The 26170-nt window shown below is 58.3% G+C and carries 21 protein-coding genes; 6 read left to right on the top strand and 15 right to left on the bottom strand.

Annotation, left to right across the window (positions count from 1 at the left end):
* Positions 1-411: 411 nt before the first annotated feature.
* Positions 412-6897 carry a hypothetical protein gene (locus tag K1Y02_04710; protein MBX7255645.1) on the top strand — a complete coding sequence of 2162 codons (6486 nt, stop codon included), beginning with the start codon at positions 412-414 and terminating at the stop codon, positions 6895-6897.
* Positions 6898-6986: 89 nt separating this feature from the next.
* Here the strand turns inward: K1Y02_04710 and K1Y02_04705 are convergent, their stop codons facing one another.
* Together K1Y02_04705 and K1Y02_04700 are read right to left on the bottom strand one after the other, a co-directional pair.
* Positions 6987-8339 (bottom strand): aspartate aminotransferase family protein, encoded by a 1353-nt coding sequence (locus K1Y02_04705; GenBank protein ID MBX7255644.1) that lies wholly within the window; start codon positions 8337-8339, stop codon positions 6987-6989.
* Between the two features lie 44 nt (positions 8340-8383).
* On the bottom strand, positions 8384-9493 hold the full coding sequence (locus K1Y02_04700; GenBank protein ID MBX7255643.1) for a trypsin-like peptidase domain-containing protein: 1110 nt from the start codon (positions 9491-9493) through the stop codon (positions 8384-8386).
* 44 nt (positions 9494-9537) lie between these two features.
* Between K1Y02_04700 and K1Y02_04695 the strand changes: the two genes are divergently transcribed.
* Together K1Y02_04695 and K1Y02_04690 are read left to right on the top strand one after the other, a co-directional pair.
* Positions 9538-10155 carry a tyrosine-protein phosphatase gene (locus K1Y02_04695; protein MBX7255642.1) on the top strand — a complete coding sequence of 206 codons (618 nt, stop codon included), beginning with the start codon at positions 9538-9540 and terminating at the stop codon, positions 10153-10155.
* 309 nt (positions 10156-10464) lie between these two features.
* A complete protein-coding gene (locus K1Y02_04690; protein MBX7255641.1) occupies positions 10465-11187 on the top strand; it encodes an Hsp20/alpha crystallin family protein in 723 nt (240 codons plus the stop codon).
* Between the two features lie 81 nt (positions 11188-11268).
* On the opposite strand, the gene K1Y02_04685 is transcribed toward K1Y02_04690, so the two are convergent.
* Positions 11269-11790: a MerR family transcriptional regulator gene (locus K1Y02_04685; GenBank protein ID MBX7255640.1), complete on the bottom strand. Its 522-nt coding sequence runs from the start codon at positions 11788-11790 to the stop codon at positions 11269-11271.
* A 470-nt stretch (positions 11791-12260) separates the two neighbouring features.
* Here K1Y02_04685 and K1Y02_04680 point away from each other — a divergent pair, with 470 nt between their 5' ends.
* Positions 12261-12509 (top strand): hypothetical protein, encoded by a 249-nt coding sequence (locus tag K1Y02_04680; GenBank protein ID MBX7255639.1) that lies wholly within the window; start codon positions 12261-12263, stop codon positions 12507-12509.
* Positions 12506-12907, top strand: coding sequence for a PIN domain-containing protein (locus tag K1Y02_04675; protein MBX7255638.1), 402 nt, complete (start codon positions 12506-12508; stop codon positions 12905-12907). The genes K1Y02_04680 and K1Y02_04675 overlap by 4 nt, the downstream gene beginning before the upstream one ends.
* Before the next feature lie 382 nt (positions 12908-13289).
* On the opposite strand, the gene K1Y02_04670 is transcribed toward K1Y02_04675, so the two are convergent.
* From K1Y02_04670 to argC, 9 genes are all read right to left on the bottom strand, one after another.
* Positions 13290-14489 carry a DegT/DnrJ/EryC1/StrS family aminotransferase gene (locus tag K1Y02_04670; protein ID MBX7255637.1) on the bottom strand — a complete coding sequence of 400 codons (1200 nt, stop codon included), beginning with the start codon at positions 14487-14489 and terminating at the stop codon, positions 13290-13292.
* A gap of 28 nt (positions 14490-14517) precedes the next feature.
* The gene (locus K1Y02_04665; protein ID MBX7255636.1) at positions 14518-15411 is read right to left on the bottom strand and encodes a phytanoyl-CoA dioxygenase family protein; all 894 of its coding nucleotides are present in this window, start codon (positions 15409-15411) and stop codon (positions 14518-14520) included.
* A 107-nt stretch (positions 15412-15518) separates the two neighbouring features.
* Positions 15519-15881: a hypothetical protein gene (locus K1Y02_04660; protein ID MBX7255635.1), complete on the bottom strand. Its 363-nt coding sequence runs from the start codon at positions 15879-15881 to the stop codon at positions 15519-15521.
* Positions 15878-16699, bottom strand: coding sequence for a hypothetical protein (locus K1Y02_04655; protein MBX7255634.1), 822 nt, complete (start codon positions 16697-16699; stop codon positions 15878-15880). The genes K1Y02_04660 and K1Y02_04655 overlap by 4 nt, the downstream gene beginning before the upstream one ends.
* A gap of 8 nt (positions 16700-16707) precedes the next feature.
* Positions 16708-17151: a biopolymer transporter ExbD gene (locus tag K1Y02_04650; protein MBX7255633.1), complete on the bottom strand. Its 444-nt coding sequence runs from the start codon at positions 17149-17151 to the stop codon at positions 16708-16710.
* A gap of 89 nt (positions 17152-17240) precedes the next feature.
* On the bottom strand, positions 17241-17894 hold the full coding sequence (locus K1Y02_04645) for a MotA/TolQ/ExbB proton channel family protein (GenBank protein ID MBX7255632.1): 654 nt from the start codon (positions 17892-17894) through the stop codon (positions 17241-17243).
* A gap of 194 nt (positions 17895-18088) precedes the next feature.
* Positions 18089-18952: an acetylglutamate kinase gene (argB, locus tag K1Y02_04640; GenBank protein ID MBX7255631.1), complete on the bottom strand. Its 864-nt coding sequence runs from the start codon at positions 18950-18952 to the stop codon at positions 18089-18091.
* 88 nt (positions 18953-19040) lie between these two features.
* On the bottom strand, positions 19041-20246 hold the full coding sequence (argJ, locus tag K1Y02_04635) for a bifunctional glutamate N-acetyltransferase/amino-acid acetyltransferase ArgJ (protein ID MBX7255630.1): 1206 nt from the start codon (positions 20244-20246) through the stop codon (positions 19041-19043).
* Positions 20243-21253, bottom strand: coding sequence for an N-acetyl-gamma-glutamyl-phosphate reductase (gene argC, locus K1Y02_04630; protein ID MBX7255629.1), 1011 nt, complete (start codon positions 21251-21253; stop codon positions 20243-20245). Before argC ends, argJ begins: the two co-directional genes overlap by 4 nt.
* A gap of 314 nt (positions 21254-21567) precedes the next feature.
* Here argC and K1Y02_04625 point away from each other — a divergent pair, with 314 nt between their 5' ends.
* Positions 21568-22890 (top strand): DUF3748 domain-containing protein, encoded by a 1323-nt coding sequence (locus tag K1Y02_04625; protein MBX7255628.1) that lies wholly within the window; start codon positions 21568-21570, stop codon positions 22888-22890.
* A gap of 81 nt (positions 22891-22971) precedes the next feature.
* Here K1Y02_04625 and K1Y02_04620 read toward each other — a convergent pair whose 3' ends face one another.
* From K1Y02_04620 to nrfD, 3 genes are all read right to left on the bottom strand, one after another.
* Positions 22972-23418, bottom strand: coding sequence for a hypothetical protein (locus K1Y02_04620; GenBank protein MBX7255627.1), 447 nt, complete (start codon positions 23416-23418; stop codon positions 22972-22974).
* Positions 23415-24806, bottom strand: a complete 1392-nt coding sequence (locus tag K1Y02_04615) for a hydroxylamine oxidoreductase (GenBank protein MBX7255626.1) — start codon at positions 24804-24806, stop codon at positions 23415-23417. Before K1Y02_04615 ends, K1Y02_04620 begins: the two co-directional genes overlap by 4 nt.
* 127 nt (positions 24807-24933) lie before the next feature.
* Positions 24934-26166: a polysulfide reductase NrfD gene (nrfD, locus tag K1Y02_04610; GenBank protein MBX7255625.1), complete on the bottom strand. Its 1233-nt coding sequence runs from the start codon at positions 26164-26166 to the stop codon at positions 24934-24936.
* Positions 26167-26170: the final 4 nt, after the last annotated feature.

Genomic DNA, 26170 nt, shown 5'->3' with positions numbered 1-26170 from the left:
TATTCAGGTCGTTTGCGGGACGTACGGTGAAGGGCATTGCAGATCCCGAAAGCAGGGTGCGTTCGCGAAAAGTCCTCATGGCACAAGCTCAAAGTCTTGCACGTGAGCAACTTGCGTCGGCGTCCAATCGCGCCGCCGCAAATGGCGGACTAAAGTAGTTTGATCGTAAGCTCGTTCGCCTGCCATATACCAGACGCCATTGATGTGTTCCTGCAGAGTCTGGGCCACGCTACAGTATTACTTGTCCAACGTAATCGGCTGCTATTGGCAGATTCTGGGGACGCCGAAGTACTTATACGTTGCTCTTAAGGGGAATTTGCCACTCAGAAGTCTGGGGGCCTCGCCTCGGTGCAGTCAACGCGAGTGGAACCGGGTTGTGTGGATCTGATCGCTCGCTGATTAGGGGGATTTATGCCTTATAAAATTGGATTTCGTGTCATTGTGTCGCCGTATATCCTTCGGCCCAAACCGTGTAAGTTTCTTTTGAGACTCCTCATTCTCTTGTGCGTCTCCACACTAACCGTCGCTTGGGCCCAATCGGCGACTCTCGTCAAGGATATTCTGCCTCAGCCGACTTCGGACCTCGGATCGTCTCCTCAACAGTTCGCTGTCTTGGGAAACCGCCTATTCTTCAGCAGTCAAACGGACGGAGAGGGGCGCGAGCTGTGGAAAAGCGATGGAACAGAAGGCACCACCGGTCTTGTTCGCGACATCTATCCGGGCACGGCAAGTTCGGAACCCACACGTCTCATTGCACTTACGCCATACGTACTATTCTGTGCGAACGATGGCGTATCGGGTAAGGAGTTGTGGCGCACCGACGGTACCCGGTCTGGGACTGTCCGTGTAAAGGACATACTCCCTGGCCCCGACGGTTCGGAACCGGCCGAGTTTGCCCTTTCGGGCGGGGTTTTGTATTTCGTTGCCAACGATGGCACGCACGGTCGCGAGCTCTGGAAGACGGACGGCACGGAAGCTGGTACTGTCCTTGTGAAAGACGTTTCTTCTACCGGCAGCAGCGATCCTCGCGACTTGACCGTTATGAATGGGACTGTTTACTTCGCCGCCCACAATGGCGTCAGCCAGCCAATTGGACTTTGGAAAAGCGATGGAACCGAGGCCGGCACCGTATCTGTAAAGGCGTTTGCCATTTCTCAACCCGAAAACTTCACTGTGGTGGGCAACACGCTCTTCTTTTATGCTGCAGACGGCTTTACAAATGGTTTCGAACTCTGGAAAAGCGATGGTACATCTGCCGGGACGGTAATGGTCAAGGACATCAACCCTGGCGCAGCGGATTCGTATATTCGCGATATGGTCAATGCGAACGGAACGCTCTTCTTCTCGGCAATAAACGAAGCGTCTGGGCAGGAACTTTGGAAAAGCGACGGCACCTCTGCTGGAACGGTTCTCGTCTCCGACATAGTGGCCGGCACGGGCAGTAGTGGGGCCACCAATCTCTACGCTGTTGGCTCCAATGTGTACTTCGCGGCAGGTACTGCCGCCAACGGGCGCGAACTCTGGATCAGTAACGGGACGGTCGCGGGAACGGCGATGGTGAAAGATATCGCCGCCGGAAGCAGTAGCTCGCTGGACACTACGCACTTTCCTCCCTCGTTTGCGGTGTTGGGCGGCTACCTCTACTTTCCCGCGGCGGACGCTTCGGGGGGCCGCGAACTCTGGCGTACTGACGGCACCTCCGCTGGAACCGCACGAGTCCAGGACATTTTCCCGGGGACTGCCGCTTCTATTCCGACTCAACTCACGACCGTGGGAGCTTCAGTCATGTTCGCCGCGGATGACGGCACAAGGGGGATCGAACTGTGGAAGACGGACGGCTCCGTGTCAGGTACGGTTCGCGTGCGCAATATTCGGTCCGGCGCACCGGGATCCTATATTAGCGGTCTTATCGATATGGGCGGAAATCTCTATTTCTCCGCAAACGATTTCACACACGGCACCGAGTTATGGCGCAGTAATGGAACGGCGGCCGGCACTCTGATTGTCAAGGACTTGAGACCGGGGACCGATTCTTCGGGGCCGCAATACCTGCAACGAGTTGGCTCAAAAGTATTCTTCACTGCATACGAGCCCGCAACTGGATACGAAGTATACGCCAGCGATGGCACCTCGGCGGGAACAAGTATCGTAAAAGACATTCGCTCCGGGAGCGAGAGTTCCGTGGCGTCGTTCCTGAGCACATATACGCCCGACTTCACCGATGTGGATGGAAAGGCATATTTTGCCGCCGACGACGGCATCCACGGTTATGAAGTCTGGTCCAGTGACGGAACTGCCGCAGGCACCACTCTCGTCAAAGATATTAACCGGACCGCCGGGGAAGGTTCGTCGCCATCAAATTTGACTTACCTCAACGGTTATCTTTACTTTGACGCGCATGGAGGAGGATCGGGATTCGACCTCTGGCGAAGTAACGGGACAGCCTTGGGAACGGGATTCGTCAAGCGCTTGGGCGCGGGAGATCTGCTTACCGCGATCGGCGATTCCATCTACTTCGAGGGGGATGGCGGCAACAACGTCGGTATCGAATTGTTCAAAACCGATGGCACGGCCACCGGGACCGTTCTGGTGAAGAATATCGCCCCGGATGGATTGGATTCGCGACCCGACAAATTTACGCAAGTAAACGACACGGTCTACTTCTCTGCAGAGGACGGCCTATCTCCGTGGGCACCGAATCCACATGGACGGGAACTCTGGAAGTCAGACGGCACCCAAGCGGGCACCGCAATGGTTGCAGACTTGTTCCCTGGCGCAACGGCTGGCGATCCGCGGGATCTGACAAGGCTGGGCAATAGGCTCCTCTTCACGGCCAACGATCCGGATCATGGCCGTGAAGTCTGGGTAACCGATGGCACATCAGCGGGCACGATTCTGCTTGGAGACATCTATTCCGGCGCCTCCAGCTCTATCCAATACCCAGAACTCCCCATACCGCTCCCGATTGCCCGGATCATCGTAGGCACTGTCGGCACACACCGGGATTTTGCGCTGTTCGCCGCCAGTGATGGCGACAGCGGGGTGGAACTCTGGTGGACCGACGGGACACCCGCGGGTACGCGATTGCTCCAAGACATTGCCCCGGGCGTATTCAATAGCAACCCGTATGCGTTTTGCACTATCGGGAATCTTGTGTACTTCCTGGCAAACGACGGTGTGCATGGCGAGGAGTTGTGGGTGTTCGATGCAACGCAGATCGATTCTGATGCAGACGGCATCCCAGATGTAATCGAATCCACGCTCGACACCGACGGCGATACAACTCCCAATTATCTTGATCCGGATTCTGACGACGATTCGCTGCCTGACAGCTCAGAGGGGGCGTCGGATCCCGATGGAGACGCGCTACCCAATTTCATGGATACAGACAGCGACGGCGATGGAATGCCCGACGAATGGGAATCTGAACAGGGACTGGATCCGTATGTGGGTACTGGCGCAAACGGGCCTGACGCCGATCCGGACGGAGACGGCTACGGCAATGCGGAAGAGTATGGAAATGGAACGGATCCGCAAATCGTTGACGCGCATCCTTTGTCCGTCACGACTCCAAACGGATCCGAAACGTGGAATTTGGGCCAGAGTTATGCAATCACATGGGCCAATTCCGGAGTGACGGGCACGATTCGTATTGATCTGCTGAAACATCGTGCGGTGGTCCGCACTCTCGGCTCGGGCGTTGCTGCCTCGGCGGGGAGCTGGAACTGGAGTATTCCCTCGGACGTAGTGCTGGGCAACGATTATCGAATCAAGGTTGTCTCTGAGAGTAATTCGCACGTCAATGACCTCAGTAACGCGGACTTCAGCATCACAACCTCGGCGCATCCCCATGTAACTGTCGAGCAAGGCGCTGGTCAGGCGGATCCGACCTCGGACGTGCCCATCCGGTTCGATATTCAGTTTGAACGGGCCGTGACGAACTTCGACAAAATCGACATCACAATGGGGGGTACTGCCACAGGTGTCGCCTTTAGTGTCACTCCGACAGGGCCTTCGGCGGCGTACACACTCCTCGTTACGGGCGCCCAAACTCCGGGCACGCTAGTACCCAGTATTGCTTCTGGCCGTTGTACTGACTTGGCGGGAAATACCAACCTGGCGTCGACAAGCGCCGACAACAGTGTTGCATATGTCGATCCGGTTCCGCCCACGGTTACGGTGGAACAGTCCTTTGGCCAGGAAGATCCGACTTTCGTGTTTCCAATTCTATTTGACGTGACATTCAGTGAGGATGTCACCGGCTTCGATGCGTCGGATGTGGTTATTTCGGGGACAGCCGGACAGGTCACGTTTACCGTAACGACGATCAGCGGGAATGACCGGTTCCGAATCTCTATCACCGGGGCGGAGCACGGTGGCCAGATTATAGCGTCCGTTCCGGCAGGAGCCTGTTCTGATGTCGGCGGCAATCCCAACGCGCCCTCAACGAGCGTCGACAACCGAGTGACCTACACTGCCAAGGCTGAAAACGAGTTCGACCTGCAGACGGACAGCGATTCCGTTGTTTACGGTGGACCGGATCAAGACCGCATGACGATGGGAGGAGCCATCGCCATGGGCGACGTAAACGGCGACGGATACGACGATCTCGTCTTGGGCGCTGAGGAGGACACCTCCGGGCCGACCTCTGGCGGCCACGCCTACATCTGTTTTGGCGGTCCTGGTTTCTCCGGCACTCGCGACGTCTACGGGCAGTTTGGTCCAAAACCCGACGTAATAATTACCGGTGCGAATACCATGGATTTGATGGCTACCTCCGGCCTGGTAAAGCTCGGGGACTTGAACGGCGATGGGATCAAGGACGTGGTGCTCGGCGCCCCGTGGGCGGATGGGCCATCCAATGCGCGGCAAGATGCCGGGGAGATATACGTTCTCTACGGTAGGACTTCCTGGCCATCGACCATAAGCATTGCCGCGAATGAGCAAAGCGTCACGATTTACGGCGCGGAGACCGACGACCATTTGGCTTATCCCAGCCATGTTTCCAGTCCGGGCTGGATGTTGCTTGCAGACCTCAATTTGGATGGTATTGAAGACCTTATTGCTGCTGCCGAGTATGCGGATGGTCCTGGGAATACCCATCCACAGGACGGATGTACCTACGTGATTTATGGTTCATCTGCTCTTCCTTCGGTTGTCGACCTGGCAAACAATGAGCAAGACGTGTGGATGCTGGGGTGCTCCGGTGTGCTGCGAGCTGGCGATATTAACGGAGACGGCGGCAACGATCTCGTTTTAGGCAGCAGAAACTCTTCCAACGCGTATGCAGTCTACGGGTCCAGAACCTTGCCCGCCCTGATCGACGTAATCGGTGGAGAAAGCGATGTGCATTTCGTGAACGGATGGGCCAACGTCAATTTGGGCGATCTAAATGGCGATGGAATCGAAGACATCGTATTCGGATTGGACTCGTACGACGGCCTGTCTGGAACAAAGTACAACTGCGGTGAAGCGTGCATCATATTCGGTTCGCCGAGCCTTCCTTCAACGTTAAACGTTGTAGATGGCGGCGCCGACGTTACGCTCATCGGCGCAGATCAGCGTGATTATCTGACCGACGAGGCCGGCATAGACATAGCCGACGTCACCGGAGACGGCATCGAGGATCTAATCATGGCCGCCTCGGAAGCGGACGGTCCGGATAATGCACGCTCGAATTGCGGCGAACTGCTAATCATGTATGGACGGCCCACATGGCCTGCCTCGGTAGACTTCGCCACCACCCCTCCGGACACACGCTTCTACGGAAGAGGATTGGCCGCTTATTTGGGGCATGACGGATGGATCACGTCCGGAGACATCAATGCGGATGGAGTGGCAGATATTTTTGCGGCGGCCCATGAACCCAATGGCTCGATCTTCTTTGAGGCATTCGTTGTATTCGGCTCATCCGACCTTCCTGCAAGCATCGATTTCGCCGCAGGCGATGAGAACATGCGCTTTTACAATGGCGTTGGGCCCTATCATTCCTATCGCATGGGCGGTGACGTCAATGCCGACGGGATGAACGATCTCGTGATTGGAGACTACGGCGGCAACGGACCTCTCAACAACAGAACGGCCGCCGGTGAAGCATTCGTGATCTTTGGCTCGACCGCATTCAGCAGGGACGCTTTGCCCGATACCGCCGAGGTTCGCCGTTGGAGCCACTCTGGCGATCCTCTCCCACAAGCGTTCGGGACTGCACGCGCATCGATTGATTTCGCGCAGGGAGATGCCAGCAGCCAGACCACGGTTCTGCTCACGCGAAATGACCTGGACGTGAACATGCCCGACTTAACAAAGGTTGCGGATGTTACATGGCACGTGAATTCCAATCGTCTGAATGCGGGAAGCCGCACGTTGAGATTTACGTACCTGAACTCCGAAGTCTTTGGCATTGGAGAAGCCACTCTGAAAGTGTATGGAGCAACTTCGTCCGAGGGCCCATTCGTCGAATTGCCGTCCAGTGTTAAACCTACGACAAACAAGATTGAAGCGACCTCAAGTGGAGATTACTCGTACTTCATCTTGGCGGGTGAATGGGGCGATGCGGACGGGGATGGTCTGCTGGACATCCATGAATCAAACACGGGGCATTACGTTGGGCCTCATGACACAGGGACAGATCCGTATGTAGCGGACACCGATGACGATGGACTCAACGACGGTGATGAGATTCTGCAGTATGGATCAGATCCTTTTGTCACAGACAGCGACGGCGACGGTTTCTCGGATGGTCTCGAAGTCGCGTTAGGAGCCAGTCCCACGGATGCAAATGATGTCCCGCCGGTTCCGTTGTATCCGGGGCTCGCGTTGGTTGCGCTGCTACTGATTGGGACTGCGGTAGTCCTTCGGAGAATCCACTCAACACAAGCAACATCGTCCGGTACTTGAGTTAAGGCGGAGGGCGAGGCTCTTCGGAGCCTCGCCCAACACTTCTGCTTGCGCAGGCCAGACCCATGACTTGTTGACTGAGACTATGCCTAAGGCAGGCACTCCTCGATGATGTCCAGCGCCGTGTCGAGTTCCACTTGTGTAATCGTAAGCGGCGGGGTCAGGGTAATGATGTTGCCCATGGTTAGTTTGAAGCTGAGTCCCCGCGCCAAGGCGGCGTAGAGCACACGCTCCGCGGCTTCGTTGGCCTTTTCGCGAGTCGCGCGGTCTTTCACGAGTTCGATGCCGAGCAAAAGCCCCAGTCCGCGTACGTCGCCGATAATCGAGTGGCGGTCCATCATCCCGCGCATGCGATTGAGCGCGTGCTCTCCGAGGCGCGTTGCGTGTTCCAGCAATCCGTCTTCTTCGATGCACGCAATGGTGGCGAGACCCGCCGCGCACGCCACGGGATTCTTCTCGTGGGTGTAGTGGCCGAGTGCGCGGTCTTTCATCACGTCGAGCCCTTCCCGCGCAATGAGCGCGGCCAAGGGCATGACTCCGCCGCCCAGCCCTTTGCCAATGACGAGCATGTCGGGCACGATGCCGTAGTGTTCGCACGCGAACATCTTTCCCGTACGCCCCAGGCAAGTCGGGATCTCATCGAGAATCAGCAGGGCTCCGTGTTTGTCGCATGCGGCGCGCACCTTCGTCCAGTATTCGCGCGGGGGGATGAACGGCGTGCACCGCACGGTCTCGGCGATGACCGCGGCGACGTCCCCTTCGCGTTCGAGCACGTACTCGATGTAGTCCGCGCATTTCAGCGTGCATTCTTTGCCGCAACCGAAGGGACAGTGCGCCGGGTCGGGCGGAGGCACATGCTCGGCGCCCGGAAGCAGCGGCCCCATATCCTTGCGAAAGATGGCCTCGCCTCCGATGGAAATCGCGTCGAGCGAGGCCCCGTGAAACGATTCCCACATCGATATGGTCTTGAAGCGCCCCGTGGCCGCTCGCGCCAGCTTCAACGCCATCCCGATTGCTGTAGTCCCTCCAGGCGCAAACAGCACCTTGTTCAGGTCGCCGGGGGCGAGTTCCGCGAGTTTGGCGGCAAGGGCTATTGCTGTCCGGTTCGTATATCGTCGGGGACAGAAGGGCAACGTCTCGAGTTGTTCATGGATGGCTGCCATCACGCGCGGGTTCTTGTACCCCACCTGATGGACGCTGTTGCCGTGGAAGTCCATGATTCGCCGGCCTTGAAGGTCTTCGAGGTAGATTCCTTCGCAGCCTTTCAGCACATTCAAACACGGCGTGGAAAGCGACTGGTGGAGAAAATAGTCGGCATCTCGATCCAGCAATTCCTCGGTTTCATGGCCGAGGTTGGTGACCGCCCACGCGGCTCGAAGTGGCGACAGATTGAGATCTCCTTCGGAACGCAGTCTATCCAGCCGACTGGTTTCCTCCCTCATTCCTTCCCTCCCGGTGAATCTGGTTCACGTGCGCGAGCCTGAGTCTATTTGGCCAGTTCCTGAATGACGAATTTAAACTCACTCACCTGCCCCGAGCGCTCTGCGGTCACGGTGATCGGATCGCCGACGAATAAATCCCAAACTGCAAAGTCGATATCGCTGCTCGTCTCGACGCGTTGCCCATTCACGCCGATGACCACATCTCCCGGCCGCAATCCCGCGGCGTAGGCAGGGCAGTCTTTGAGAATGTTCTGAATGACACACCCCGCATGCGACTGGATGCCAAGCTGGGAGATAATCCCTTGGGTGAGGTTTGCGACGTCTTCAACCTTGAATCCCGCCCAGGGATCGCGCCTGCGCCCGTACTGAATGATCTCTTCGGCCACGCGCTTCGCGCGGTTGATCGGAATGGCGAATCCCAGGCCCACGCTTCCGCCGCTTTCACTGAAGATCATGGTGTTGATGCCAATTACCTGGCCGCGCGAATTCACCAGCGGACCGCCGCTGTTGCCTGGATTGATGGCCGCGTCCGTCTGGATCATCCCCTGATACAGCCGTTCCCCGCCTCCCACGCGCGGACTGATCCGGCGGTGGTTCGCGGATACCACGCCGACGCTGACGGTCGGTTGGGAATCGCTCATCAGCGGGCCAAACGGATTGCCGATGGCTATCGCCCACTCGCCGGTCAGTAAGTCATCCGAGTTCCCCAGCGAAACGGGGGGCAGGTTTGCGCCACTGGCGCGCAGAACAGCGATGTCCGTGCGTTCGTCTATCCCGACCAGCGCGACTTCGAGTTCCCGGCCATCAGGTAATGTCACCGAGGCTACTTGATCCGCTTCCTCCACGACGTGGTAGTTCGTGATGATGTAGCCTTCCCGGTAGAAGAACCCGCTTCCGACCGAATTCAAACGCCGCTGTTGCACCGTGTAGGGGCCAGGAAGGTCGAACATGTCCCAAAAGTCGCGCAGGCGCGGGGGAAGCTGCCGCTGAGCGCGAAGCTCGATGACATTCACGGACACGACCGCCGGGGAAACCTTCTCAATCGCCGTGACAATGGCCGTCCGGCGCGACTGGTCTATGCTCTCTTGGCCGGCTGCGCTCAAAGCCAGAAATGCCGCCAGCGTTATAAATGACACTTTGGATTGTAGTATCAAAGCAGTCTTCCTTCGGTTTCGGTTTCTGGAGTTGCGGAATCCTCATGCAGTACCGCTCATTGTATACTCTCCGCAAGCCCGTGCGATCCTCATTTGCCGTAGTTGCCGCGCTTGCTGTCACGCACCTTGTCTGCTGCGCGTACCTCGATCACAATTTTCGGACGGTAGAAGCCCAAACACTGTACAGGTCGGGCCAACTTCCCGCCTCCCGGCTGGAGAAGGCAATCGAGGACGATGGCATCCGCACGGTGATCAGTCTCCGGCACCCTGACCCGGACTCGCGATGGTACCGGGAAGAACGTGAAGCGTGCGAACGTCATGACGTGGCTCACTTTGACCTACCGTGGTCGAAGGAGAAGCTCCCGGAGCCGGAGTCCCTCGCCCAGTTTGTGAAATGGTGTTTATCGGCCGAGAAGCCCATTCTCGTTCACTGCCAGGGAGGCACCCACCGTAGCGGCGTCGCTTCTGCCGTCTACCTCTTGTTGCAGGGAAAAACGGTAGACGAGGCCCGTAAGCAGTTTGGGCCGTTTTTCGACAATGCCCCCATAGGCACCCTTCTCGACCTGTACGATGGATCGAAGCCGTTTGCCGAATGGGTCAATGCTGACTATCCGCGCGTCTATGCCAAGCTGGTTCCCAAAGAAGCGGCCGCCAACGAGTAGATCTTCGGTTCCTCAGGCAAGTTTCGGCCGGTTTGAACACCGGTAGCCCAAGCACACATTCAACCTCTTCCGTTCCCCAAATCGGGTATCCTCCGGCTCCGTTTCCCGATTTCGGCATTTGCGACACCCGGCCAAAGACTTCGCGCGGGCAGCCCGCAACTCGTAACATATTGTTTTACAGTATCTTAGAACTTCAGGACGCCTCTCACACGATCTTGGCAAATCTATTGCTATATCCCAACACGTAAGGAGCGTGCAACCCATTGCCCCGCTTCTTGACCTTGTTCTGATGTTAGGAGGATACGTGCCATGAGCGAAGTTCAGAACGAAACTTCTGAGAAAAAGCGCTCAAAGCTCCTCGTCGGTGTCTTGAGCGCCTTAATCGTCGCCGTGTGTATTCAAGGCGCGTACATGTGGTCCATGCACGAGAAACTGTCGAAAGCCATGGCGACGGCCAAGTCGGATGACGGCTGGACGGTCATTCCGAACCCCAACAAGGACAGCAACGGCAAGCCCGACACCCCGTTTCCGAATATGGGCTCTTTGCCCGATCCATTTGGATCGATGTCCGATCCCACGAACTGGGACCCGTTCCAGGAAATGGCCAAGATGCGACAGCAGATGGATCAGTTGTTTAACCAGTCCCTTGACCGGTTTAAGGATAGCCCGCGTTTCGGCAATCTGGCCCAGTCCTCGACCCTAGTCACGAGTCCCAATATCGATATGGCCGATCAGGGGGACAAGTATGTGATAACGGTCGACATGCCCGGGGCTGAACAGTCGGATATCCGTGTCGAGATCAAGGACCAAACGCTGACGATAACCGGCAAGCGTGACCAGACCGTGTCGCAGCAAAAGGATGGACGTATTCTTCGCCAGGAGCGCGTGTCGGGACAGTTTCAGAGGTCCATGCCGTTACCCGAGGCCGTCGACGAGGCCGGCATGAAGACCGCCTACAAAGATGGCGTGTTTACTGTGACGCTTCCCAAGAAGGTCCCCAGCAAACCAACGGAAACGCAAAAACCTCAGTAGCGCCGCCTCGTTAGGTGGGCTTTCAGATAGATGCGCCCCGGGGTGGTAAGTCCCGGGGCGCCAGTGTTTTGGATCGACCGACTACTTACGCGACCACTCGCGGATTTCGGCTATCTCCTTCGCGCCGATTCCCAGCGACACCAGGAACTCTTCGTGGGCGCTACCCGACATCTTCTCGAATTCCTTGTGCCACCGCTTCATATCGTCGTCCGTCAATCCGGTTGCGCGCATGAGCGCCACCCATTGGTCTTTGTTCAACATCGGTTGTTCCTCGTTCGCCTCGGACGGCCTTAACAGCCGCACGATAAGGCGTTGTTGTCCTTGAAGTTGTGCAATCTCTTCGCCCAATTGAGCAAGCCGGAAACTTAACACCCGCCGGAATCCTTCCGGCTCGACGGTATCCAACACGCTCCGTATCTCCGCCAACGGCACGCCCGCCGCGCGGTACGTGCAGATGCGACGCAAACGTTCCACATCGGCTTCGGTGTACTCCCGGTAGCCCGAATCGCTTCGCGCCGACGGAGTCAACAAGCCGATGGCGTCGTAGTGGAGCAACGTGCCTCGGCTCAGCCCAAACGCACGCGCCAATTGCCCAATCCTCATGCACTCACTCCTGACGTTTCTCTACCCGGCCGGGGTATCCGAGCGCCCGAGCCACGTGTATCCCGAACACTCGAACACAAGCCTAAACTATGCAGCAATGATCGGGTCAAGGGGGTAAAACGCAGTTGGTGCATTTACGGCCAAAGGGACCTCGGCAAATTTGCCTGTTCTGCTGACTCCTGCTGTCTTGACCATCTTGGTGTTTCTCGCGGACATGAGACCAAGGCGCGTCTTCGAGCCGACAGTATTCGCCGGGGCAAGCGCGGGCGTTTTGCAGGCAGGCCTTCAAATCCGATGGAAATGGCGCATCGTGGTATTATGAGTCTAGCGCAAAGAACGGAGGCCATGAACATGACCTATCGCGGTACGATAGTGGACGGACGCATCGTCCTCGAAAGCACCGTCAATTTGCCTGACGGAACCACTGTGACTGTCGAGGTTCGCGAGCCGCGCCGGAGACGAGGTGACGCATGACCTATAGGGGCTTGGTCAAAGAAGGACAGATAGTTGTAGAGGAACTCATCGATCTTCCGGACGGCACCCCCGTCCAGATAGAGATCTGGGAGACGCCGCAGCAATCGGAAGACGAAGTGAACGTCCCAACCCTCGCCGAGCGTATGTCTGGCATAATCGGAAAGGCCGAGGGGTTGCCCATTGACGCCGCCCGAGAGCACGACCACTATTTGTATGGGGCTCCCCGTAGCCAAGATTCTCTATGAGAGCTGTCTTTGCCGACACTTCGTTTTACGTGGCATTGGCAAATCCAAGGGATTCACTTCACTCCGCAGCACTTGAATTCAGTCAAGGCTTTCGAGGGCGGACCGTGACTTCAGAGTTCGTACTTGTTGAAGTGGGCAATTTCTTTTCGTCTACCGAAACGCGGCAGCTGTTCGTCGATCTGTTTTCTCAATTGAGGTCGGATAGCTACACGCAAATTGTCGAGTGCTCGACGAAGCTCCTGTCCGATGCGGTCGAATTATTCGCTATTAGAAATGACAAAAGGTGGTCGTTGACGGATTGTACGTCGTTCGCAGTGATGAACACGCTCCATTTGAAAAGCGCACTGACCGCCGACCACCATTTCGCGCAAGCTGGTTTCGAAGTCCTTCTCGCCTAATTCGCGTTCTTGATGAGCACACGTAAACCCATTTTGAGACTTGTGCGCTTGTAAGAAATCCGTGCCAATCGCCGTGTGTGCGGCCTGTCTTCTTCCGTGCCTCTCCTAAGAAACAAGCAGAACCTCTTGCATGTGGGGCTCCTTTAGAGCGGTCGTTAGGGTGGGTTGCTTACCTGGGGCGGCGTCCTCCTTCGCCCCTCGACTGCGTCTCGGGGCTTCGGAGGACTCTGCCCCAGGCTGTTATGTTTTTGCGCCGTGCGGCGCGCAGGAGGAACAGACGGTGTGAGCAGTGAACAAGAGCACACGCTGTCCGTGCGGGGTAAGAGACATGGCAAGAAGATTGCCGTTTTTCTCAGAAGAAGTGAATCTCGACCGTCGTCTCTTACCGCAGCCGCTCCACGCACTCAATGACTGCTGCTGCCATGAACTCGTTGTCTTCGTCGGTCATCGCGGGGTGGATGGGTACGCAGAAGAGCCGTTCGCCCAACGATTCGGACAACGGCAGCGACTGCCCGGGAGTACAATCGCGCAACACGCGCCGCGCCTTGTACGCGGGCGGATTCGCCACGATGCATCGCACGTCGTATTCTTCTTCCAGCATCTTCATCAACCGGTCGCGCTTCTCGCCGCGCCATTCTTCGCATACGACGCACGTGTACAGGTAGTAGGAGTGGCGGCAGTCCGCCGGTTCGTGTGGAAGCGCCAATTCCGGGACGTCCGCAAGTAGCTCATTGCGACGTTGCGCCAGCCGCCGCCGCGCATCGATGAAGCCGTCGAGCTTCTTCAATTGCACGAGACCAACTGCGGCTTGCACCGTCGTCATTACGTACGACGACCCCCAGATGTCGGTGTTCATTCCATAGAACCGCGTCGAGCGGCAGTACGCTTCTACGTCGTCGTCGTCGGTGGTAACCATGCCGCCTTCGCCGAGCGTCGTCATGTTCTTCATCGTGTGGAAGGAGAACACCGTCGCGACGCCTTTCTTCCCGATCTGTTCGCCTTTGTACCCGCCGCCGCAGGCGCGCGCCGCGTCGCCGATGACCTTCAACGGCCCGTGCTTCTCGTGCGGATGCCGTTGCGCTAATTCGATAAGGTCATCCATCGGCGAACTAAGCCCGTTCATGTGTACCGGGAAGATGGCGCGGGTTCGCGGCGTGATGCGTTTCTCCACGTCGCTGGGATCGAGCTGCAAGGTCTTGGGGTCTACCTCGCCCCAGACGATTTGCCCGCCCGCGCCCAACACCGCCAGCGGCGCGGCCACAAAATTGATGGCGGGCACGATTACCTCGTCGCCCGGTTGCAGGTCGAGGTAGTTCATCATGATGTCCAGGCCCGGACCGGCACTGTTCAACGCAACGGCGTGCTTCGTGCCAACGTGATCGGCAAAAGCTCTCTCGAACTCGGGAATGGGATACCCGCTAAATCCGAATCCACGGCTCGGCACGGTCGCATCGCGAATCGCGCTGACCGCCGCTTCGACCTCTTCCTCGCCGTAGGAACTCCCCAGTCTCGGCTCCCCCTGCCAGTGAATCGTCGACTTGCCGCGTTGGAAGATTTCCTGTCTGCGTTCTTTTGAGATCATCGTTCGCTCTCCATCGAATTACCGGTCACTACTTCTTGGATGCCGCATCATACACAATCGGGAAGTCATCCCCTTCAATTATCGCCCCTTCAGGAATAACAGGTGTGTGTACCAACAGCGGATGTTTCCCATCCGCGCTCTTCGTTTCCGGATGCATGAAATTCAGCACAACGCCGCGCCGAGGGATATCCGAATTGTTTCCGTACGAACCGTGCAAGGTCATGCAATCGTGAAACGAACACTCGCCCGCCTTCAACTCCAGCGGTTCCGGCTTGAACTGCTCCAACTGCTCCGGCGTAAGCACGTCCCTGATGCCATCCATGTTTTCGAGCAGTTGCAGTTTTGGCAGCAACGGCCAGCGATGGCTTCCCGGCACAAAATGGATGCACCCGTTCGCCAAGGTCGAATCGTCCAACCCTATCCAGACCGTCAGATGACGCGCGGGCACGCTTCGCGTCCAGTACGAGTAGTCCTGATGCCACGCGACAACGCCGGGATGCCGCGGCGGTTTGTAGAACACCTGGTCGTGCCAGAAACGCACGCGCGGCGTGTCGAGCAACTGACTGACGGGAACGGCAATCGCCGGATGAAACAGGAGATCGTGGAATGCCTCGTCGATGCGCCACGCGCCTAGAAAATGGAAGACGTTCTTCTCGGGCGCCTTCTTCCACGCGTCGTCGATTTCGTACAGTTCCGCTAGCCGGGGATTTGTCCCGGTACGAATCTGCTCTAGCCCAGCGCGCAGCGCTTCGATTTGCCGGTCGTCCAACACGCGCGGCCCACGAACGTATCCGCGTTCCCGGTACTCGGCGACCTGCGCCGCACTCAGCGCAAAACGCTGCGGGGGACTTGCCGCCTCGGCTCGAAACAGATCTCCTACCATGCGATGCTCGGTACGGTACTGCACGGGATTGGCCGGCATAGGGGCCTCCATCTTGGGTTGCAGCTTGAGGACTGGACCAGCACGTGAGACGGTACCCGACTTGGGCGTCGCATGCAACCAACGAGCAAACGGCGATCACGAGAGGACTACCTGCGGCGAGGACCCCGGCGGCGTTGGTGGGGACGTTTTCGGCGCGATGGGTTCCGGCGCGAATCGAGGGCGTCGTCGGTCATGGCTTCCGGAGCGGTCTCTCCCCTCGCGGGCACGAACCTCACATTGGCGTCGGTAGCGGAATTGAAACTCTGGCACCGCGGACACTGCGAGATGTGCTCGTGCGATTCGTCGAGGTAGGTGTATCCGCAGAAGGAGCATCGCCACAGGAACTGTTGCCCCAGGTACCGGTGCGGACGCCACACGGTCACCTGGGTGTACACCCAGACGAAGAGCACCATCGCGCCGAGGATACTCGCGTAGAGCAGCAAGGCCCATTTCAGCTCGATCGCGATCACGGCGAGTCCTTGCTTTCCGGCGCGATGATCAGCGTCCCGTATTGTTCCCTCTCGCCGCCTTCGAGAAGCGGCGCAAACCGGTACTTGAGCAGGGCTTTGCCTGCGCTGGCCGCCAGTTCGTTGTCGTCTTCGATAGGCGTCAGCACTTCGGTGACTTCGCCCGTAGCCGCCACCTTAAACAGCAGGCTCAAGGGCTGTTGCAGCGAGGACGGCCCAAGCCGCCACAGGCTCTCAACGGGTGGCGAAAACAGGATCTCGCGGTTACGCGGGTCTGCCATCCACTCGATGTACATCACGACACCTTCCACGGGCCGCCCCACCAGAATGGCCGAGGTCGTGGGAGGCGCCGCTGTCTCATCGTCTGAGTCCGTGATTCGCCCCAGCGTCTCGCGAAGGAACCCGGATTCGCCCAGCAAGAACGAAAACGGACTTTGCTTCTGCTTGCGGGTGAACTCTGCTCGAAGACGCAGACTCTCCTGGCGTAGTTGAAGCCGCTCCAGTTCAGGCACGGCCCACGTGGGCAGCGTAATCGTGGGGAATTCCGAAGCAACCCCGGCCGGAATGCTCTCGGCGACGTCGGCCAGGGGTTGAACGCCGGTATCCAGGCGCAGCGTTTCGCGCAACGAGGCGTCGGGCAAGATATCTGGCTCGATTGGTCCCAGGTAGGATTCGTGCGTCGTGGGATTAACTATGTCGAAGGTGTAGTAACGAAGACGGGGCACAGGGATGTCGATGTAGATGGTAAACACCGTCACCATGGACAAGTGAAGCGCCGCCGAGAACGCAAACGCCACAACGGCGGGCTTATGCCTGCCCACGCGGACCATCACTGTTCCTTCGGCGGAACCGCGGCGATTCCGTATCGCTGGATGCCCACGCTCGTGGCAATGCCCAGCACATACACAAGCCTTCCCGTATCCACGCGCTCATCCGGACGAATTAGTACGAGCGCATCCGGTTTCTTTGCCACTTCCTCCGCAAGCCTGCGCGACAGATCGTCCCACGTCGTCACCTCATCGTTCTCGACATACACGCGTCCGTTGCCGTCTGGCCCGCCATCGCCGTACTGAAGCGTCACGGACAGCTCCCGGTTCTCCATTTTGACTGTACCCGGAGCCTCCGGTGTTTCGATCGGAATGGACGTCTGCACAACAAATGTCGACGACAGCATGAAGAAAACGATGAGGTTGAACACGACATCGATCAGGGGCGTGAGATCCAGACTCGCGCGCACCCGGTGTTTTCCGCTTCCGACTCGTTGAAATTTCATACCCTCACCGTACCCAGAAATCGGGGACAGACCCGTCTCCGCTTCGCTGCGCTTGGGTCAGTCCCTGATTTCCGATGAGTATCATGTTGTTAAACGTCTCGCTCGCCGCGAGTCTGTGTCAGAATATCCAACAATTCCGTTGAACTGACTTCCATCTCCAGGATCATGCCTTCGACGCGCGTAATGAAGTAATTGTGCGCAATCATGGCGGGTATCGCGACGGTCAGCCCGAAGGCCGTCGTCAACAGCGCATTCTGGATACCTTCGGCGAGGTCTGCCGGAACCACCTGCCCCTGGCGTTGCATAATGCGCGCGAAGCACAGAATCATGCCCTGCACCGTGCCCAACAGGCCCAACAACGGCGCGATGTTCACGCACGTGGCGAGCGCCGCGAGAAAGCGCTCCAGTCGCGGAATCTCAAGCTGACCGGCATTCTCAATCGCCTCGCGAATTTCGTCCTTGCCGCGGTCGTGTTTCAACAGTCCCGCGCGAATGATGCGCGCAACCGGCGCGTCGGCTTCCTCGCACATCCCAATCGCTTCTTGGATGCGGTTCTGTCGCAAGGTGCCGCGCATGGCATCCATGAACTCCCGCGTGTCCAGCGTGGCGCGGCGCAACGACCAGAAGCGCTCGAGCGCGATGGCCAATGCAACGACCGACGTGGCCAGGATCGGCCACATCAGGACACCCCCCTTCTCCATGATGTCCATCGGAGAAGTAAAGCCATAATCCGTCAACGACATGCACTACCTCCTCGGCGCAAGGAGCACGCCGATTACGTCTGGTGTTCATCATCGCCGGAGATTCCCCGGCGGGATCTATTCGACCTGCGCTGTTGGGTTGAGAAAATCGAATCCAGGATCGCTTCAAGAAGCGTACTCGGAAGGCCCGCCGCGCTCAACATGACAGCAAACCTACCACGTCTCGCGGAACGACCTCAGTGCGTTACCAAGGTGCCCATGCCGTGATCGGTAAAGATCTCCAGCAACAAGGAATGCGGGACGCGCCCATCGATAATGTGAGTCTTCACGACTCCGTAGTCGAGTCCTTTCAGGCATGCTTCGACCTTGGGGATCATTCCGCCCGCAATGACGCCTTGCGCGGTCAGTTCCAGGATGTCTTTGTAACAAAGCTGGTGGATCAGCGAGCTCGGATCTTTCGGGTCGCGAAGCAACCCGGGCGTGTCGGTAAGGAACACCAATTTCTCCGCCTGAATCGCTCCGGCAATTTCACCCGCTGCCGTATCCGCGTTTACGTTCCAGGTCGCGCCCTGCGGGTCGGTGGCAATCGGCGCAATGACTGGAATCATGCCCGCGCCGCACAACACGTTGATAATCTGATAATGAACACTGGCGATCTCACCAACAAAACCGATATCCGAACCGTCCGGCATCTGCACTTTTTTCGCGTGCAGCAGGTTGGCGTCTTTGCCGCTTAAACCGACGGCATTGCCGCCCGCCTTGTTGATGAGTGTTACGATCTCTTTGTTGATCGTGCCCGCCAGCACCATCTCGACGACCTTCACCGTTTCTTCATCGGTCACGCGGAGACCGTTTTGGAATTTGGTTTCCACGCCAAGACGAGTAAGCGTGCGGTTAATTTCTGGTCCGCCGCCGTGCACAATCACCGGGTTCATCCCCACGTATTTCATGAGGACGATGTCTTCGGTTGTACTCCGGCGCAACGAGGGATTCTCCATTGCCGCTCCGCCGTATTTGATAACGACGGTTTTGCCCTCGAATTCTCGAATGTACGGCAGCGCTTCGATCAGCACCGCTGCCTTTTGAATATACTCGTCCATAGCTTTCAATCTCGTTGTCCCTCTCATAGACGGGTTTTAACCCGGTAGAATCTCGGTATGCCCGGCGGTTTACTTCAATGCGAATTCGTCAGGACCGGTAATCCGCGTTAATGCGCACATATTCATTGCTGAGATCGCTTGTCCAGAACAGCGCCTGGCCGGGCCCAGTCCCCACATCCAAACGGATTCGAAATTCCCGCTTCTTCATTACGGCTGCCGCATCCGATTCGCGGTAGTCCGTGGCCGCCCCGCGTTCAACCAATTGTACCTCGTCCAGCCACAAGGCAACGTCGTTCGGATCGAACGGCACGCCTGCGTACCCCGCCGCGCATACGATTCGTCCCCAATTGGGGTCTTCACCAAAGAACGCGGTCTTGCATAGGTGAGAGAACGCGATTGCCCGCGCGATCGTTTTCGCATCGGAATCGGTGGACGTACCTTCGACGACGATTTCCACAAACTTGGTGGCGCCTTCGCCGTCCAGCACGAGCCTCCGCGCAACGTCTCTGCACAAGATCGTAAGCGCGTCTCCAAACGCTTCGTAATCCGCCGTGCCCGGTTCCAGATTCGGCAGGTTCGCTGCGCTGTTCGCAAAACACAACACCGTGTCGCTCGTGCTCATGTCGTTGTCAACACTGATGCAGTTGAACGACAGATTGACGGCGTCGCGCAAGAGGTTGGCCAACGGCTTCGCCGCGATGGTCGCGTCCGTCGTGATCACGCAAATCATCGTGCCCATATTCGGCGCAATCATTCCTGAACCTTTGGCGATTGCGCCCATCCGCACAACGCCCGAGGATAGAGGTACTTCGTAGGCGACTTCCTTGGGTACGGTGTCCGTCGTCATGATCGCCGCGGCGGCGTCGGCACTGCCTGCGGGCGACAGCGCGGCAGCGCATTCCACCACACCCTTCGCGATGCGGTCCATCGGCAATGGCACACCGATGACTCCCGTGCTGCAAAGGCACACGGTGCCGGGCTGCGTGCCCAGCGCATCGGCTACAAGGTCGGCCGTCTTCCGCACATCGGCTGCACCGGATTCCCCGGTTGCCGCATTCGCATTGCCGCTGTTGATGAACACCGATTGGGCGCACCCTGCCGCGCAAACACTTTGGTTCCACACGACCGGCGGGGACTTCATCACGTTCTTCGTGAACATGCCCGCGACTGTGGCGATGGCATCGCTGGCGATGAGGGCGCAGTCTTTCTTGGTCGACTTGGGCTTGATACCTGCCGCCACACCCGATGCGCGATACCCCTTGGGAGCTGTCACACCACCCGGAATGGTCTTCATGGAACCATGCCTCCAAAGTTCAGGCCCGTGCGTTCGTCAAAACCGTACGCTACGTTGAGGCATTGTAACGCCATGCCCGCGGTACCGCCCATCATATTGTCGATTGCGCTGACAATCAGCAAATTGCCCGTCCGTTCGTCCATGGTCCAGCCGATATCGCAGTAATTGGACGCACGAATATACCGAATCTCGGGCAGATGCCCGTGGGGAAGAATACGTACAAACGGTTCCGAATCGTAACAGCGGTAAACCGCCTCCGGATTCACGGGGCCGTTGGGCCGGAACGTAATCGTCGTCAATATCCCGCGCGTCAGCGGGGCGACGTGCGGCGTGAATTGAACCATTACCTTGTTGCCGAGTTCTTGCTCGATCTCGGGAATGTGCTGGTGATTGCCGAGGCGGTAGGCTTTCAGGTTCTCGTTCATTTCCGGGAAGTGGTATGCCTCGCTGGGTGTGCGTCCCGCGCCGGATATCCCGGAAATAGAATCGACCACTACCGGGATGTCTGTGCCGACATTTTCGAGGAGTGGCCGAAGAGGAAGGATGACACTAATCGGATAGCAGCCGGGTACCGATACCAATTGTGCGGTCTTGAGCTCTTCCCGGTAGAACGGCGGCAGGCCATACACGCAATCCGCGAGCAACTCCGGAGCCGTGTGCTCGGCCTTGTAGTACTTCGCGAAAAGGGCCGGGTCTTTCAGCCGAAAATCGCCGCCAAGATCGAATACCCGGACGCCTTCCTGCCGAAGCGCAGACACCATCGGCATCGATTGCTTGCTCGGCACCGCGATACACACGAGGTCGCACTTCGCCTTGAGCGCTTTCGCGTCGAAAGCCTCCAGCACAATGGAGTACATGCCGCGAAATGCCGGCAGAACCTCATCCAGCGTCTTACCGGCCGCACTCGACGATGTAACCGCGACCAGTTCCGTCTCAGGATGTCCGCCCAACAGGCGGATCAGTTCCCGCGCGCCATATCCGGTACCAACTACTCCAACCTTGATCATAGGGCGATTTTCCTTGACGAAATAAGCGGGAATTATATCCCCGCTCGGCCATTGTATCAAACGGTTATTGTATGCGCTGGTAGTATGCGCATTGTGGGCCGCCCCCGGTCCAGGCGAGCCATTCGACCGCGTAGTACGTGCTGTTCCGTGCACTTGGGTTGCGCCGGGCGTATAATCGGCGCAACGCGCCCAGGCGCGCCATTTCGGGCAATTGTAACGGTTTGGGTGGCAACCGCGAGGATAATTGTGTGAGAAAGCCTTATTCCACCTTGGTCAACTTCGTTCTATTCGCGACTACAGCAGGATGTTTCTTCATGAACTCGACTCTCTACGCTCAAGAACGCCAGGTCACGTATTCACCCAATAACCATAGCCTGGACAACAACGACAATTTCTCTCCGGACATGCGGTTTCTGTGCTATGACACGCGCGAACAAGTGGGGCCGGGAATCGACAATTCGCTGAGCATCGAGAAGGTCGAGATTGCGACCGGTATCGAAACCGTTCTCTACGCGCCTCCTTCGGTCACGGGCGAGAAACCGGCTCCGGGAGTGGGCGCGGTGTCGTATGCCCCCATCACTGACGAAGTCGTCTTCATTCACGGTCCTTTGCTCGAGGAAGTGGCGGCGCGGGGACCCTATGGCAAGCCCAACCGCACGGGTGCGCAGGTTAAGGCCGATGGTTCGGGTGCGCGAATCTGGCTGGACTATCGCGACATTGACACCTCGCGCGACACGCTTCCGGGAGCCCACCGCGGTGGCACGCACCGGCACGAGTACACCCTGGACGGCAAGCGTGTTGGCTTCACCTACGACGATTTCCTGTTACCGAAGTACGATCGGACGATTGGTTACATGGAAGCGAACGCCAAGGCTCCGAACGGCGCGCGTTGTTATTTCGCGGTCCTGGTGAAACCGGTTCCCATGGGTACGGCGAAGCCCGGTGAAATCGAGAAGGCATACGGAGATTCGTGGGTAGGCAAGCACGGTCTGATGCGGGCCTTCATCGGCAAGGTGCGCGCCGCGGATGGGGTCAATTACGAGGAGTCGCTCTTTGTAGTCGACGTGCCGGCTGGTGTTGATATCACCACGGCCGACTCCGGGTCCGCGACCCGCTATCCTTCTCCGCCCAAGGGATTGAACATTCGCCGCTTGACCCACACGCACGCCGAAGGCGTTGTTCGCGGCACGGTTCAAGGGGACCGAATCGCCTACTACGGCAAGGCGGATGACGGAACCACCCAAATCTTCATCATTCCGTCGCACGGGTCCGATCAAGACCCGGATCCTGCAAATCGCCCCGTGCAAGCCACCCGTCTTCCGAAAGGCGCGGGTCCGGGACTTCGTTGGCACCCCTCGGGTAATTCCATCGCGTGTACGAGCAACGGCGGCATCGTGGTCACGTGCGTGACGCCGGGGCCGCGATTCGGCGAATCGGTCTTCCTGACTCCGCAAGGCGATACGCCGCGCACGGAGTTGGTCTGGTCGCAAGACGGTTCGTTGTTCGCGTACGTCAAGCCGGTACCGACGTATGATCGTCAGGGTGCACTCGTCAAGACCTACGCAGGCAAGGACTGCCAGCAGATCTTCGTGCTGCCGTTCCCGGATGCCGACGGAGATGGCGTGATCGCGCCGTAAGCTCACAAACGTTTGGGCCTTGTGCCAGCATCGATTGTTGCCGGTACAAGGCCCTCTTTTTTGCGTTATTTGCTGGAACGGTTAGCCGTCCACCCATCCAAGCAGCGTCGTATAGAACGCGTCGGTCTCCAGTCCCATGAGCGATGCCCCATACTCCTCGCACAAGTCCGGCGATGCTAAGGGTCCGTAGTTGATCGCCGCCGCCATGTACGCCACGAAATAGGGAATCGCTTCGGCATTCGACTCGTAGCGCGGATGCACGCGCAATACACAGCATCGCACGCCGTCGCGTTCCTCCAGGAAAGGCTGCGCAAACTGATTCGACTCAAGTCCTTCCGAGTCAAACTCCAGCGTGGTCGGGTACCGCAGACACGCGGAATCCAACAGGAATTGGCCTAGGTTGTCGGCGCTTAACGGCGAATGAAGCCGGGCCACGGCCCGCCGCGCGGCAAGGAGTGCGTGTACTCGGAGACACTCACCCAGCGGCGGGCTTTCGCAGCATCCTGCCTCGGTCTGCGCCGTTGTCATTGCGCGGGTTTCCCTGCGCCCTGGCCTTCGTAACGCGCCTTGAACTCTTCCTGACGCTTCTTGCGCATTTCACGTTCTTCGGGGGTCATCTTGTCGAGATACCACTTGTGATTCTCGCTGTTCAGGACCTCCTCGAGTTTTGCGGCAAGATCGTGCCCCGCCTTCTGCCGGGCGGCGTCGCTGGATTCCTGCCCTTCCTTCGCGAGTTGCTCCAACTGCGGGATGAACTCCGAATAGAAATGCTTGGCAACCTCGTAGGTTCCGTGCCAGTGAGTGATATCAGGTCCCATCATCGAAGCGCCGTGGCGAGCGCGGCGGCCTTCGTGGTGCCAAATCTCGTACCAGACGAAGTCGAGTTCGTTGGAGAACTCAGCCGGCTTAAGAAGAGGCTTGGCGGCTTCCATGAGCGCCAGGCCGGGTTTCGCGAACTTGTCATGGTACAGCTCGATCAGCCCGTCGTACTGCTTGTAGAAGCTGTCGAAGAAGACCGTGTTGTGGCAACTGAGGCAGACCTCTTTCATCTGCGCCCGGCGTGTCTCCCACGTCAAGTCTTTGCCGGGCAGGCCGAGTTTTGCGTCCGCAACTTCGGGACGCACCGACACGGCGGGGCGGTTGTTCCAACTGATTCGCGTCCCTACGTCGTGGGTAACGGGAAGCTTCTTCGTGGCGCTCATGTGGCACGTCGCGCAGGTTGGGGCAGCGCTATAGTCTTCGCCGACCACCCATTTGGCGTTGCCCAGGTTCATCTTGTCGATGTTGGCGCGGAACGCGATGCCGTGCTTGGATTCCGTGTAGATCTCGATCTGGGGATGGTCAGGACCCATGTGGCATTTGCCGCAGTTCTCGGGCTGGCGCACTTGCTCCACGGAGAATCCGTGCCGGGAGTGGCAAGCGGAGCACGAGCCTTCTGACCCGTCCGGATTGATGCGGCCGATACCCGTGTTCGGCCACGTCGCGGGATCGAGCTTTCCGCCGGGCAGCACTTTCACTTCCGTACCGTGGCATTGCCAGCACCCGTTCACCGCCGCCGCGGAAACGCCTTCCGGGAAAGCTTCCGTCATGAAGCCGCGGTTTCCTTCGACAACCTCTGCAAGGGTGTTGTCGAGAGAACCAAGGATGCGCGCCGCCTTGGAGTGATGCGACGCCGTAAACTCTTCGACCTCGCGCGGGTGGCAGCGGGCGCAGTCGCGCGGGCTGACGATGACCGAGATGGTCTGGCCTTCGTGAACCCAGGCATCCGGATCGTCCGGTTCCGCACGGTGGCATTCCATGCAGCCGATGTTGCCCCGGAAGTGTTTGCTGGAGCCCCATTGCTCGTAGATAGCCGGGCTCTCCTTCTTGTGGCACTCCGCGCACGCCTTGGATTCCGCGGAGAGTTCGGGCAGCATGTAGCCGGCTCCTGCCACGGTCTCCGGCCACGCGGCCGCTGCAAGCGTCCACAACGCTGCCGCCACGGCCCATTTGAACCCCATCATCTTGCGCATTCCGATTCCTCCCGATCCTGTATGCCGCCGATCAGGCGCGCGTTTCCGCCGTTTCGTGCCGGAACTCGCCCGACATGATTGGTATGGCGATGTGCAACATCCACGAGAACAGCAGTAGCCCAAATGCCCAAATACCCACACACACCATTGCTTCATTGAGGCTGGGGGCATATTCCACGATGTTTCCAAGAGGCGTGGGCACGAAACCCGGTACGATCAGTCCCATGCCCTTCTCGATCCAGATTCCTACGATCGACAGCACGCAAGCCACGTTGAGAAAGGAAATGCGGCGCGCGAGGGGCGGCACGATGAGGACTACGGCCGCAACCAGTTCCATACCGATTGCCGCCCAGATCCATGGCACCAGCGCATCGTGGCCGTGCAGTCCGAAGAACAGGTAGCGCGCGGAACTGTTGTGCAGGGAGGCGGAGTAGAATTCCTTGAACGCTTCGCAAGCCAACAGGAAGAGGTTGACCAGCAGCGACACCGTCACGATGTTGCGCAGCATGTGAATCGCCCGATCGCTGATTTCGTAATGGGTCAGGCGGCGAATAACCTGGAAGGCGATAATGAGAATTCCCGGACCTGCCGTGAAGGCCGAACCCAGGAAACGCGGAGCAACGATCGCCGTGTTCCAGAAGGGCCGTCCTACAAGGCCGACGTAGAGGAAGGCCGTTACCGTGTGGATGCTAACCGCCCATGCGATTGCGACGACCACAAACGGCATGTAGAAGGCAAGGGTGGGTTTGCGGTTCATGTACTTCATGAACAGAAGATACCCGCAGATGTGAAGATTCAGCGCCAGGTATCCGTTCAGAACGATCACGTCCCAGGAGAGCATGGAGCCGGGGAAGTTGAAGACACCTAGCCGCGGAATCAGGTGCCAGAACCGATCGGGACGTCCGAGGTCTACGACGACGAAGAGCAGACTCATAATGATGGCCGCGATAGCGAGCAGCTCGCCGAACAAGACCACGTCGTGCATGTCTTTGTTCCGGTAGATGTATGCGGGAATCACGAGCATGACCGCGGCCGCGGCCACGCCTACGAGATATGTGAAGTTGGCGATGTACGCGCCCCAGGAGACCTGGTCTGTCATGCCGGTGATTGCCAACCCTTGTTCGAGTTGGCGCGCGTAGGCGAAGGCGCCCGCCGCCGCTATCAGGGTTAGCACGGTCATCCACGCGTAGAAGCGCCACGAGCCCGTAAAACTCAATAGAGTCGCTCGCAACAGAAAGGCCACGTAGCTTCTAAGTAGTCTCATCGGC

Source organism: Candidatus Hydrogenedentota bacterium (assembly GCA_019695095.1).
GTDB lineage: Bacteria > Hydrogenedentota > Hydrogenedentia > Hydrogenedentales > SLHB01 > JAIBAQ01.
Note: the sequence above shows the minus strand (reverse complement) of the source record. Positions and strands in the feature narration are given on the sequence as shown.

What these genes read in the sequence shown, in the direction of transcription:
- K1Y02_04685 (MBX7255640.1), bottom strand. Translation starts at nt 11,790, where the DNA reads ATGAGGATTGGGCAATTGGCGCGTGCGTTTGGGCTGAGCCGAGGCACG.
- K1Y02_04710 (MBX7255645.1), top strand. Translation starts at nt 412, where the DNA reads ATGCCTTATAAAATTGGATTTCGTGTCATTGTGTCGCCGTATATCCTT.
- K1Y02_04650 (MBX7255633.1), bottom strand. Translation starts at nt 17,151, where the DNA reads ATGAAATTTCAACGAGTCGGAAGCGGAAAACACCGGGTGCGCGCGAGT.
- K1Y02_04625 (MBX7255628.1), top strand. Translation starts at nt 21,568, where the DNA reads ATGAACTCGACTCTCTACGCTCAAGAACGCCAGGTCACGTATTCACCC.
- argJ (MBX7255630.1), bottom strand. Translation starts at nt 20,246, where the DNA reads ATGAAGACCATTCCGGGTGGTGTGACAGCTCCCAAGGGGTATCGCGCA.
- K1Y02_04670 (MBX7255637.1), bottom strand. Translation starts at nt 14,489, where the DNA reads ATGATCTCAAAAGAACGCAGACAGGAAATCTTCCAACGCGGCAAGTCG.
- argC (MBX7255629.1), bottom strand. Translation starts at nt 21,253, where the DNA reads ATGATCAAGGTTGGAGTAGTTGGTACCGGATATGGCGCGCGGGAACTG.
- K1Y02_04665 (MBX7255636.1), bottom strand. Translation starts at nt 15,411, where the DNA reads ATGCCGGCCAATCCCGTGCAGTACCGTACCGAGCATCGCATGGTAGGA.
- K1Y02_04620 (MBX7255627.1), bottom strand. Translation starts at nt 23,418, where the DNA reads ATGACAACGGCGCAGACCGAGGCAGGATGCTGCGAAAGCCCGCCGCTG.
- K1Y02_04645 (MBX7255632.1), bottom strand. Translation starts at nt 17,894, where the DNA reads ATGTCGTTGACGGATTATGGCTTTACTTCTCCGATGGACATCATGGAG.
- K1Y02_04690 (MBX7255641.1), top strand. Translation starts at nt 10,465, where the DNA reads ATGAGCGAAGTTCAGAACGAAACTTCTGAGAAAAAGCGCTCAAAGCTC.
- K1Y02_04705 (MBX7255644.1), bottom strand. Translation starts at nt 8,339, where the DNA reads ATGAGGGAGGAAACCAGTCGGCTGGATAGACTGCGTTCCGAAGGAGAT.
- argB (MBX7255631.1), bottom strand. Translation starts at nt 18,952, where the DNA reads ATGGACGAGTATATTCAAAAGGCAGCGGTGCTGATCGAAGCGCTGCCG.
- K1Y02_04680 (MBX7255639.1), top strand. Translation starts at nt 12,261, where the DNA reads ATGACCTATAGGGGCTTGGTCAAAGAAGGACAGATAGTTGTAGAGGAA.
- nrfD (MBX7255625.1), bottom strand. Translation starts at nt 26,166, where the DNA reads ATGAGACTACTTAGAAGCTACGTGGCCTTTCTGTTGCGAGCGACTCTA.
- K1Y02_04695 (MBX7255642.1), top strand. Translation starts at nt 9,538, where the DNA reads ATGCAGTACCGCTCATTGTATACTCTCCGCAAGCCCGTGCGATCCTCA.
- K1Y02_04615 (MBX7255626.1), bottom strand. Translation starts at nt 24,806, where the DNA reads ATGCTGCCCGAACTCTCCGCGGAATCCAAGGCGTGCGCGGAGTGCCAC.
- K1Y02_04675 (MBX7255638.1), top strand. Translation starts at nt 12,506, where the DNA reads ATGAGAGCTGTCTTTGCCGACACTTCGTTTTACGTGGCATTGGCAAAT.